Source organism: Nocardiopsis sp. L17-MgMaSL7 (assembly GCF_003182025.1).
Classification (GTDB): Bacteria; Actinomycetota; Actinomycetes; order Streptosporangiales; family Streptosporangiaceae; genus Nocardiopsis; species Nocardiopsis prasina.
The window spans coordinates 50,303-60,969 of record NZ_QGTF01000023.1 but is presented as its reverse complement, the minus strand read 5'-3'; the positions used below and the strand labels follow the sequence as shown (position 1 = coordinate 60,969).

Annotated in this window: 14 protein-coding genes; 9 read left to right on the top strand and 5 right to left on the bottom strand. The window is 69.5% G+C overall.

The genetic code is table 11. The features are described from left to right. A partial coding sequence (locus BDW27_RS26005; protein WP_233515937.1) for a hypothetical protein occupies positions 1–832 on the top strand: 832 nt, incomplete at its 5' end. 96 nt (positions 833–928) lie between these two features. On the opposite strand, the gene BDW27_RS26000 is transcribed toward BDW27_RS26005, so the two are convergent. Next, positions 929–1,111 carry a hypothetical protein gene (locus BDW27_RS26000; RefSeq protein WP_110052188.1) on the bottom strand — a complete coding sequence of 61 codons (183 nt, stop codon included), beginning with the start codon at positions 1,109–1,111 and terminating at the stop codon, positions 929–931. Positions 1,112–2,185: 1,074 nt separating this feature from the next. Here BDW27_RS26000 and BDW27_RS25995 point away from each other — a divergent pair. The 3 genes from BDW27_RS25995 (at position 2,186) to BDW27_RS25985 (ending at position 4,069) form a co-directional block, all read left to right on the top strand. Beyond that, positions 2,186–2,704 carry a MarR family winged helix-turn-helix transcriptional regulator gene (locus BDW27_RS25995; RefSeq protein WP_110052295.1) on the top strand — a complete coding sequence of 173 codons (519 nt, stop codon included), beginning with the start codon at positions 2,186–2,188 and terminating at the stop codon, positions 2,702–2,704. Continuing rightward, on the top strand, positions 2,701–3,123 hold the full coding sequence (locus tag BDW27_RS25990) for a helix-turn-helix domain-containing protein (protein WP_110052293.1): 423 nt from the start codon (positions 2,701–2,703) through the stop codon (positions 3,121–3,123). Before BDW27_RS25995 ends, BDW27_RS25990 begins: the two co-directional genes overlap by 4 nt. Positions 3,124–3,271: 148 nt before the next feature. After that, positions 3,272–4,069, top strand: coding sequence for a DnaB-like helicase C-terminal domain-containing protein (locus tag BDW27_RS25985; RefSeq protein WP_158543611.1), 798 nt, complete (start codon positions 3,272–3,274; stop codon positions 4,067–4,069). A gap of 133 nt (positions 4,070–4,202) precedes the next feature. Here the strand turns inward: BDW27_RS25985 and BDW27_RS25980 are convergent, their stop codons facing one another. Beyond that, positions 4,203–5,507 (bottom strand): hypothetical protein, encoded by a 1,305-nt coding sequence (locus tag BDW27_RS25980; protein ID WP_110052289.1) that lies wholly within the window; start codon positions 5,505–5,507, stop codon positions 4,203–4,205. A gap of 300 nt (positions 5,508–5,807) precedes the next feature. On the opposite strand from BDW27_RS25980, the gene BDW27_RS25975 reads away from it, so the two are divergent. Further along, positions 5,808–7,298: a hypothetical protein gene (locus tag BDW27_RS25975; protein ID WP_146223309.1), complete on the top strand. Its 1,491-nt coding sequence runs from the start codon at positions 5,808–5,810 to the stop codon at positions 7,296–7,298. Between the two features lie 28 nt (positions 7,299–7,326). Then, positions 7,327–7,803, top strand: a complete 477-nt coding sequence (locus BDW27_RS25970) for a hypothetical protein (RefSeq protein ID WP_110052285.1) — start codon at positions 7,327–7,329, stop codon at positions 7,801–7,803. 27 nt (positions 7,804–7,830) lie between these two features. Here the strand turns inward: BDW27_RS25970 and BDW27_RS25965 are convergent, their stop codons facing one another. The 3 genes from BDW27_RS25965 to BDW27_RS25955 are packed head-to-tail and all read right to left on the bottom strand — an operon-like array spanning position 7,831 to position 9,325. Continuing rightward, complete coding sequence (locus tag BDW27_RS25965; RefSeq protein ID WP_110052284.1) at positions 7,831–8,175, bottom strand: hypothetical protein; 345 nt, start codon at positions 8,173–8,175, stop codon at positions 7,831–7,833. A gap of 34 nt (positions 8,176–8,209) precedes the next feature. Next, a complete protein-coding gene (locus tag BDW27_RS25960; protein WP_110052282.1) occupies positions 8,210–8,845 on the bottom strand; it encodes a hypothetical protein in 636 nt (211 codons plus the stop codon). Positions 8,846–8,899: 54 nt separating this feature from the next. Further along, complete coding sequence (locus BDW27_RS25955; protein WP_110052280.1) at positions 8,900–9,325, bottom strand: GNAT family N-acetyltransferase; 426 nt, start codon at positions 9,323–9,325, stop codon at positions 8,900–8,902. Positions 9,326–9,402: 77 nt separating this feature from the next. Here BDW27_RS25955 and BDW27_RS25950 point away from each other — a divergent pair, with 77 nt between their 5' ends. From BDW27_RS25950 to BDW27_RS27325, 3 genes are all read left to right on the top strand, one after another. Beyond that, entirely contained in the window at positions 9,403–9,684 is a 282-nt protein-coding gene (locus BDW27_RS25950; RefSeq protein WP_110052278.1) for a hypothetical protein, read from the top strand. Further along, the gene (locus tag BDW27_RS25945) at positions 9,681–10,193 is read left to right on the top strand and encodes a hypothetical protein (RefSeq protein ID WP_110052276.1); all 513 of its coding nucleotides are present in this window, start codon (positions 9,681–9,683) and stop codon (positions 10,191–10,193) included. The genes BDW27_RS25950 and BDW27_RS25945 overlap by 4 nt, the downstream gene beginning before the upstream one ends. A 196-nt stretch (positions 10,194–10,389) precedes the next feature. Further along, on the top strand, positions 10,390–10,545 hold the full coding sequence (locus BDW27_RS27325; protein WP_158543610.1) for a hypothetical protein: 156 nt from the start codon (positions 10,390–10,392) through the stop codon (positions 10,543–10,545). The last annotated feature ends 122 nt before the right edge of the window (positions 10,546–10,667 follow it).

Sequence of the window (10,667 nt, the reverse complement as noted above, 5' to 3'; positions counted from 1 at the left end):
GGGTGCAGAACCCGAAGGTCAGGACAGGGACGAAACGGAAAACGGCGAGGTAGCTAAACAGGGAGAAGACCAGGACACGCCAGAGGCCGGCGGGGGCGCTCCGCGCCCGCCACGCCCCCGGGTCTCCGAGGAGGACCAGGAGGAGAGCGAGCCCACGCCCCCGACCATGGCGGAGAAGGTCGTGGACCGGCTGCTGGCCGAGACCGCCCGGCTGGGTGCTCGGGAGCTGGAGAACCCGGTCCAGGACCGGGCTCACATGGTGGGGTTGGCCGCTCGCGCCATCGAGGGCGGGATGCACCCCGGGACGTTGTGGTCGATCGCGTCGGTGGGTCTGCACAACGTCCGACGGCAGTGGGCCCTGACGGGCCGGTTGGCCGACCCGAACGGGTTCGCGAAGGTCAAGCAGGCGGACTTCGGTGGCACCACCCTGGGAGGCCCCCAGGTGCCGATGTGCGGGTTCCACCCGCAGACCGCTCTCGATGGCAACGGTAGGTGCGCTCAGTGCGCAGAGGCTGACTACCAGGCCGCGCTCGCTCGCGGCGAGCTCCAGGAGTGCACTCTGGGCGCAGATGGCGTCTGGCGCGACCACAAGGGAACACCCCTCGACAGCCTGTACGACTTCGAGGGGATGACCCAGGCCGAGATCGGCCAGGCCCTGGAGGAGCGTGAGCGGGTGCGGGCCAGCCTGACCGGGGACGCTCACAAGGGCGCCACCGACGCCCGCGAGGCTCTGCGGAAGTCGCGGTCATCGGCCGCATTGAGGGCGCTCACGGCCCCAGAGAGCGACGAAGAGTCCCAATCTGGTGTTCCGGGCGCGGCCGGGGGCTCCTGACGCTTCACGGGCCGCCTGAGGGTCCCGGCGTGTTCGGGTGGAACGAAACCCCCAGGTTTACAGTGTAAACCTGGGGGTCGTTGTCACTCGCGAGGTTCAGCTGCGGCGTTGCTTGAACACCGCGCGGATCGAGTGTCCGGTGTGGGATTTGCGGTCGGGGACGACCACCTCGCTGACAAGCTCCCACCCCTTCGATCCGAGGTTGCTCAGCTGTCCGTTGTGGAGTCCGTCCGGGCTCGTCTCGATCCGGTACTCCCACCGCTCCTTGTACTCCGCCACGCTGCTCCCAGGGGGTTGAGGTCCGAGGTCTGCTGGGTGCTCTACCCGCCCGAGCCTACGAACGACCACGGACCCCCGCCGGCCTCTGGCGTGTCCTGGTCTTCTCCCTGTTGAGCTACCTCGCCGTTTTCCGTTCCGTCCGTGTCCTGACCTGCGGATTCTGCACCCTGTGGGTGACTGTCCACGGACGGACTGGAAGAAGGGTCAGCATCGCGGGGGTAACCCTCATAAGGGTCATGGGTTTGAGAGACCCAAGGGGTTAGGTTTCTCAAACCCAACCCCCTTGGGTTTGAGAAACCTAACCCCCTTCTCCACAGGGGGTACGTGCGCTGGGTGGCGAGGTAGGTGAGCGGTGGCCACACGGCCCCCTATGTCTGAGAGACAAGGGGGCCTGTGTCTCTCAGACATAGGGCTCGTGGGACCCCCCTCTGTGAGAGGGGGGTCCACCGGTTTGAGAAACCAGGGGAAGGCCGCCAGGCCTCCTCGCGCTGAACACACTCCAGGCACTCAGAGCCGAGGCCAAGCTCGAGAGTGCGGAACACCCCCCTCTCACAGAGGGGGGGCTCTGTTCGTTCACCCGAACCTTCCAGCCCCCACGCAGGAACACAACGCACCCGCCGGTAAACAGCAGGTCCTAGCGCGGACGGAGAAAAACCCAGGGGTGCAGCCCACCAGGACAAGAACCAGCTAACGAGTTCCTCGACGGCGCTCCGCGCTCGCCAGAACGACACCACCACAAGGGATGCGTCGGAACGGAACCCACGACCAGGGGTCCAGGCCGCCGAGCCCTGAACCGCGGTCACAGCCCCAGCCCCGCGGTGAACCGGACGTCCTTCCTAAGAGGAGCCTCAGAAGAAACACGCTCTGACGTGCGAAAACGAAAACAAGAAGGGGGGTTACAACCCCCCTTCGCCTCCTCCAAGGGGGGTCCTAACCCCACACTCGAATCCACCACGCCACGAACGAGGGTTACGACCCCCCTGAACGGAACAAACAAGTACACTTTTCGACGGCGGAGGGGTCTGCGGGCCCCACCCCGCGTACCGAACCGACCCCTTTCTGAGAGAGGCGCTCGTGGCAGAGGCCGCCCACACACCCCCGCAGCACACCCCCGCCACCGAGCAGCCACCCGTCAGCCTCCAACTCGGACGCGGCGACCGCCTGGTCGTGGAACGCCACCGCACCGACTACGACTTCATCGGCCGCAGCTACTACCTCATGTCCCGCGAACTCTCGGCCAAGCTCCCCCACCTCGGGCTGACCCTCACCCAGTACGACGTCCTGCACCACCTCATGGGCACCCAGGCCTCCGGCGGCATCGTCCACCAGACCCAACAAGCCATCGGCCAGGACCTGGGCATCGACCGCAAAGAAGTCGGCAAGGCCATCCGCCGCCTGAGCACCATCGGGCTGGTCTGGCAGGAACGCCGCGGCGAGTACCGCATCAACCCCCGCTGCGCCTTCTACGGCCGCAGCGGAGACCAACAAGCCGCCGTCGAATCCATGCCCGACCACGTCCCCGACCTGGACCTGCCCGACTACAAGGTGCGCCCACCACGCCGGCGCCGCACCCTGAAAGGGGACACACCATGACGGTCATCACGGTCGAGGAGTACTCCTTCTTCCAGGCCCAGGAGCTCGCCCTGGTCCTGCCGCTGTTCCGGCTCAGCGCCACCGAGTACGACGTGTGGAACACCCTGCTCGGCCACATGGCCCACGGAGGCCGCGTCCCGCTCTCCCGCGCCGACCTCGCCCAACGCCTCAACATCAAACCCGAGGTCGTCAGCCGCGCCACCGGCCGCCTCAGAGAGCTGGGCCTGATCTGGCGCCTCAACCGCAGCCTGTGGCAGATCAACCCGCAGATCGCGTTCAAGGGCACCGCCGCCGAGTGGACCGAGGCCATCAACACCACCCCCGACGACGTGCCCGAGATCCCCCTGCCCGACTACAAGGTGCGCCCACCGCGCCGCACCATCACCGCACGGCACCGCCACCTCGAACCCGTCGACTAGCAGGCACCGTCCCTGCCGGAAGGGCCCAACACCGACACCGGTGTGGGGCCCTTTGCCTTTGCGTGCTGCGAAGTGTCCACAGGAGCCCCCGAAGGCGTTTGCGTACGGGCATGCTGGAACCGCGACCCAGCGATTCGAAGGAGCCTTCGTGAACCCCCCGGCTTTCACCGGAGTCGAGCCCTCCCAGCCCAGCGTGCAAAGGCTCGTGCCCACCCTCAAAGCAGGGTCCCTGGCCGTCTTGGCCTCGCGGACCACCATCGGCAAGACGGCCTGGGCCGTGGACCTGGCTCGCCACGCACTCACCCAGCGGCTGCCGGTGCTGTACTGCTCGGGCAGGGAGCAGAGCCACGACCTCGGTATCCGTTTCCTCGCCGGGGCGGTAGGTATCGACAACACCGACCTCATCACCGGCCAGCTCTCCCCTGAGGCCTCCCAGCGGCTGGACCGTGCCCGCGGCAAGTTCGACGGTCTCCACCTGGACGTGCTCGACCACCCTCACGACATGTTCGGCGAGCTCCAGGAGCACCTGGCCTCCGGCCCTCGAGGACTCGTGGTCATCGACGACATCGACGCACTGATCGACCCCACCGAACTCCACAAGGGAGGGGCCGAACCCATAGCTCAGCAGCTGACGTGTCTGGCCCGGGACTGGCAGGTCAGCGTGCTCGCGTTGACCCAACTGGACCGGGTTCCCGACGCAGAGTACGGTCGGCCCCCGCAGTGGACCGACCTGGGAGTGCGCCGACCCTTGGCCGACCACGCCGAGACCGTGATCCTGCTGCACCGGGCCGACTTCTACGATCCCAAGGACTGCCCGGGGCAACTCCAGGTTCACGTGGTCAAGAGCGCCACCGGCGAGACCGGCGAAGTCGCCCTGGCCGCGCACCTTCCCACCTCGGTCTTCACCGACCTGGCCGAGCTACCGGCCGCTCCTGAAGACGAGTAGATCAGGCACCCCCGAAACCGTGAGCAGGTGCCGTCGGTACGGCGTGAAGTACTTACGGCACCTCGCCGGGGCGTCCGTCCTGGTCCGACCCCGCCGTGGACACACCATGGCGGGGGACAAACACACAGAACCCTCACCCCGTGGCCGCGACCTGCGAGTACGGGTTCGGTGCGTGCTCGAAGCACCGGCGTCCCCGGGCGTACACCCGGCTCGGCGTGGACTCACACCGCCCCAGGTCAGCACCCATGAAGTGCGTGCACGGCACCGCGACGGCCGCCTCCAACCAGGCCCGCTCCGCTTGGTCCCCGGCCAGCCGGTGGGGCGCCTCCTCCAACACCACGGCCGTGGCGGCCTGCCCCGTGGCGGCCTCCTGGACGCGGGCCCGCTCGGGCAGCTCGCTCAACGTCCCCACCACGATGTCGCCGCGCACCACCTCCGACACCTTCGCCCTCGGCCGGACCGCCTTCTTCTTCTCCGGCTCGTACTCCTCGCCCTGGTGCAGCCGCGAGTCCTGGGACTTGCCCTCCCCGGACCCGCCCTCACCACCGGCCTGGGGACGCTCAGGCTCCAGCTCCCGGCCGGTCGCGTGCACGTACAGCTCCCGGTCGTCTTCGGTGACCCACCGCCTGCGCACCTGCCGGTACTGGGTGGGCAGACACACCGGCAGGTACTCACCGGCCGCGGTGAACCCCACGAAGTCCTCGATGGGCACCGCGACGTTGTCCCACCGGGTGTGCCACCGCGAGCAGTCCAACACCCCGGGGGTGTCCGGACACCAGCCCGGCAGGAAGCGGCAGGGCGTCATCTGGAGCTTGCTCAACCCCGCGCTGACCCGCACCGGCCGGCCCCGACGGATGAGCTCCTCGTGCAACCGGTTACTCATCGCCCACGGCACCCGGTCGATGAGGTTGCGGGTGTCCGAGTGCGCGCTGCGGTCCGTGGTCAGCCACGAGGGCACCCGCCCGTCCCGCAGCGCGGTGTTGGTGCGCCGACTCAACGAGGTGGCGGTGATCGCGCTCAACTGGACCTCGTGCCCGATCCGTACCCCGCCCGGGCCCACCACCTCCACGTCCGCCCGGCCCTTGCGGTCGGCGGTGTTGTGCTCCAACAGCGCCCGGAACCCGTGGCGTTCGGCGCACCCGGCGATGCGGTCCTTGAGCGCCTCATGCTCAGGGCTTTCGGCATGGCAGGGGTCCCGCCGCTTCTTGGAGGCGTGGTGGGCCACGATCAGCCGACCGCCTTGCTGGCGCAGGTGCACCCACGGGGACACCGAGCGTTTCGCGCTCTTCAGGCAGGCAGAGCACGCCAGGATGCCCTTGGAGATGGGACGGGACCGAAGAGCCTGGATCACCCCGGCCGGCACCCCGAAGTCGTCGAGGTTCGGGTCCAGGACGATGTTCTGCTCAGACCAGTGGATCAGGGCGAGTTCGCGCGGCACAGGGGGCCTCCCGGCGACCAGGGGAAGAGGGGTCGGTTACTGCCGGTGATAGCAGGCCTACACGACATTCCCCGAAGACCCCCAGCTCAGGTCCTTCTGGCCGGATACGGCCACCTCGACCCCAGCGAACCCACCTCAGTCACCCCTGGTTCGGCGGCACACGCGGAGAATGTCCAAAGCGGGTCCTTCGGCCTGTTCTTCGAGCGCTGCCTCGACCCGCCCCCTTCAGCCCTTGGCTCACAGCACAATGACGGCAAGCCCTCAACGACGAGGGCCAACCCCTCCACGCCAGGTGAGGTCATGCCCAAGAAGAAGCGCAAGGGCCGCTCCCCACGACGCCGGCCCAACGCCGGACGCTCCCATCTCACGCTCGCACCCCCACCCCCACCGGAGCCGACCGTCCCGGCACCGGTGGACCTGCCCCGCGGTGCCCGGGAGCCCCTGCTGAGGTTGGAGTTCTCCCCCGAGGCCACCCCCGCCGACGTCGAGCGGGCGATCCGGTACTGGACCCCCAACCCCGAGGGGGGATGGACCGAACCGGTTTCAGTGCTGGGTGTGCCTTCCAAGGTCGCCGCTGAACTGCGCGAGGTGTGCGAGGCCTACCTGCCTCACCACCTGTGCGGCACCTGCGCCAGCCCCTTCCGTGTCACCACCCGCAGCGACGCCGCCACCCGGGCTGGAAGCGACCTTCAACAGCGCAAGAACGTGACCTTCACCTGCCCGGCCTGCCGCGCGGCCGCTGACCGCATCCGGGCCGAGGAAGCCCGCGCCGCGCAGGAACAGGCCAAAGCCGCTCAGCAGGCCCAGCGGGCAGCGGCCGAAGCGTTCTTCGAAGAGCAGGAGACGGCGGCCACCACACTCTGCCGCCACACCCGCCGGACCACCGAGATGACTCCGGAGATGGCCTGCGTCCTGGCCGCGATGATCGACCACTCCCGAGCCCGGAGGATCCTGCCGCCCAGGTCGCGCATCCCCCTCGGATGGGTGTACGCCGCCACCGATGACGACGTCCTGGGCCAGCTGTACGGGGCAGGGTGGATCCGGATTGACCCCTCGGCCCCGGACGAGGCCCTCAGCTTCGATGAGCAGGGCAAACTCGATGGCTTCTACCTCGCTTTGGCCCCCTTCCGGTTGGTCTCCAGCGTCGCCGCCACCCGGGAAGACCTGTGGGCCATGCTCCTCGCTCACAGCAAGGACACCCACCTGCGCCACATCCAGCACCAGGTGCGCCTCATGGAGGCCGACAGCCTCTTCCGCTACCTGGACAATCTCCTGGTCGAGCGCTACCAGTACCCGCCCGTTCCCGAGAACAAGGTCAGCGACCTCTACCAACTGCTCTTCGCCGGCCTTGAGGACTACACCTTCGGCCAGATGGTGTGCTTCCTGTGGCGGGCCGCCGACACCTCGGCCGCATGGAAGGAACGCAAGCAGCTCGCGGACGCCCACGCCTCCTCGGCGACGGTGACCGTACTGGAGAACAAGCTCAACACCGCCCGCGAGTGCAAGATGCCCATCCCCGGGTACGACCCGCCCCGCTCCCACAACGACCCACCGGCCCTGGCCGCCAGCCGGGCCCTGCTGCGCGAGTTCCCAGAACGCACCGAACAGCTCCAGCAGTGCGAGCTCCACGAAGACCAAACGCTGCCGTGCTCGAACTGCCTGGGCATGCTCTACGAGGGCGGCCAGAACGCCGACGAGATCCGCGAGCACTACCTCCAGCTAGGTGAGGCAGCGGTCGAACTGCGACCGGACCTGGCCACCAAAACCCAGACCCACCTCACCACGCACTGACCGGACCACACGGCCCACGAGCACCCACATGCTCGTGGGCTTCTTCGTGCTGACCTCGAACTCGGAGAACGTGATGGAGCACTCCCCGACCCCACACCCACGCGCCGCCGTACTCACTGACCGCTTCTTCGTGGACGAAGACGACAAGGAGAAGTGGGACTCCCCCGGTGAACGGGAACGCGTCATCGAACGCATCAGCGAGATCCTGCGCCGCGGTTTCAGCGAACACCTCATCATCAACGCGGCCAAGAGCGTGCGCGACTACTCCCGCCCGGTGAGCATGTTCATGGAGGTCACCTCCACCCCGGGCCGCCTGCAAGCCTCCGCGCTGGCCGGAAGCCAGATCTACCCCGCGCCCGGGGTCGCCCCGCCCCGCAGCGAGGTCAAGGAGGAGGAGCGGTCCGAGTCCTTCCCCACGATGTGCCGGGTGCACATGATCAAGCTGCACGCCCGCGTCGACGAAGAGGTCGCCCGTCGCTGCTCGGCCTGTGAGATGGGCGGATGAGGTCGGACCCGTTCGAGGCCTCGCACATCAACGCTCAGGTAGATACGGGCCGATCGTCTCCAGGACGCGGATCACGTCGCGGATCTCGTCCAGCTCCTGGAAGCGGTCAGCTTCACGGACCTCGAGGGCGCGGTCCGTGACGCCGTCCATCCGCTCCTGCGCCAGGTGCTGCTCCAGGACCTCGCGGCGGTCGGCCAGGTACTGCCACAGCGCACGGCCGTGGGAGCGCGGCGAAGCCCCGGTTGCGGTGACCTGCTGGACCAGGGCGGTGGGGCTGTGCGCGGCCAGCCAGTGAACGCACCACCCCTCCCACCCCGGGGAGTCCGGGGACGGTAACCCCTCCCACCCGCTCGATGCCCGTTGATCTGCCATCTGACCAGCGTAAACGGGAGAACGGGGGTGGCGGTCAGGTGCCGATCGGCCGGGCCCGATCCTGCCACCCCCGCCACCAGCTCTCCGTCACCGTGGGCAGCACCCACCGACCATGCCCGGACGGGCACTGCGCGGTGGCAGCCACCCCGTCCCACCCCACCTCCAGACCCTCGCCCCGCCCACACACCGGGCACACCACCGACCGGTCGTCACCGTGGTCGTCGGGCACCACGAGGCGGCCCGAGAAGATCGTGAGCACGCGAATCTTCCCGTCCTCGGGTACGTCCCGACCCTGGCTGATGATGTCGGCGTCGCCCAGCAGGGCGAGCCGCACCCCGATCCGTACCCGGACCCGCTCCTCCTCGCTGGCCTCCAGCACCCGCTCCAGCAGCATCCGGTCGTAGTCGGTGGCGGCGGCGGGCACCTCGGTGGGCCACTCCAGGTCCAGCCCGTCCACCCCGGGATGCTGCGCCTCCGGTCGGCCGCGTCCCTGGTCCCACAGCTGCCAGGAGAGCACGATCAGCAGCACGTCGTCGGGCACGCCGGGGCACACGTCCAGACGGGCCCCGACTCCGCGCTCGGTCAGAGCGGCCAGCCGGGCCCGGTACATCACCTGCACTCCGATCCGGTAGCCCAGAATCCACGCGTCATCATCGGTCAGCAGAGTCATGCCGCCAGTGTGGCCGCCCCGCGGGCACGGGTGCCACAGCCCGGGAGGCTGGTCTCAGTGGCCGGTGCGCAGCGGAGGTCGGCGTCCCATGGCTGGCCACCGCTCGCCCGGATCCACCACCGGGCGGAACCCACACGCGGCCAGCCACTGCACCCGTGCCTCGACCTCGAGGTCCTCGTCCGGGACGGCGAACACCCACCCCACCCCCGCCCGGGACGCGGCCGCGACGAACTCCTCGACCAGCGCCCGACCGATTCCGGCCCGCCGGTGTGCGGGGTCGACGACGACCGCCTGGACGTACCCGTGCGGCGGCGGAACCGGTGCCCCCGGGCCCGGGTAGACACCGGCGAGCGTCCCCGACAGCCACCCGACCACGACGCCGTCGTCCTCGGCGGCCAGGAGCACGTCCCCGTCCGGGGCGTAGGCCACCCCGGCCCGGACGGCCAGAGCCCGCAGCTCCCCCACCTCGACCTCGTTCATCCCCCCAGGATGCCCCTCCGGGGGCGGGGCATCCCGGATGGCACACTGGCACCCCACCCCGCACCCGAGGAGGACACGTGCGTGATCATCTGGCCGTACTCACCTGCGACGCCCCCGGGTGTCCTGCCCAGATCTCCGGACCCGCGTCCCGGCTGACCACACACGCCGAGACCGCCGGGTGGCAGGTCACCGCCCCCACCACCGCGTCAGTCGACGAGGACGACGCTTACGTGGACACCACCGACAGGTGCCCTGACCATCCCGTCGAGGTGATCGACTTGCCCACCGCCGAGGCGGAGCTGCGTTTGCCCCGCGGGATGCTCGCCCAGATGATCGACCACCGCCGGACCCTGCCGTGAAGCCGACCCTGCGCCTGCCCGACGACGGCGGCGGCGGCGGGCAGGGTGTGGTGTTCAGCGGATGGGTCCTGGCCCCCGGCGTGTGGGTGCCCCAGGTCATCCGCCCCATCATCCGCAACCACAGGAACGACGGAGCAGTCCTCTACGGCACCGCCCGCGAGTGGGTCTTCTGGCCACCCCAGGACCCCGACCCCGAGACCGGAGAAGCCGTCTGGACGACCCGCCGCGAGGAGTACTCCCCCTACACCGGGACGGGCGGCGGACTGCGCCAGGTGGCCACACCAACCATCACGGTCGGTGCCGGCACCGCCCACCACTGCGCCTGCGGAGCGAGCGGCCCCTGGGTGCTGGAGTGGGTGGTCGGGGCCCTGGCGGCCACCGCCCGCCTGGAGTGCCGCGTCTGCTGGGAGCAGGAGGAACGCCACCCCACGTGGGTGGTCGAGCTGGTGCGCCGGCTTCAGCCCCTGGACCTCCCCGAGGACGTCGCCGTCGACCTTGGACCCACCTGACGAGCAGGATCTGGCGACTGGCCGAAGTCGGCCATGAACCGATTGGTGTGCACGTGCAGATGCACGCGCACATCTGGCGTGATCCGCGATACATTCGCCTCGTGCCGGGCCCGGAAGGCGGGTGCCCCTCCACCCCTGATCGCGTCACGCCGCTGAGCGTGACGCGGCCCCCGCCCCCGAAGAAGGAAGGTCCGGCATGAGGTTCCCGAAGAAGCGCGCCCTCGAGGAGGGCGGCGGCCCGCGGTGGTGGCTGTGGCGCCTGGCGGCTGAGGCCGCCCGCACACTGCTCGCCGCGATCCGCACGCTGCTGTGGCTGTGGCGCGAGAGCGGGGACGGCCCCGGCGGCCGGTAGACCGCCGGGACCCCAGAGGGCCCGCGTCGTGTCTGGCAACCGGGCGCGGGTCCTCCTCCTCGACGACCCGCGTGCGGATCGACCCGGTGAGCCTACTCCGATGACCACCAGGAACCCCGCCT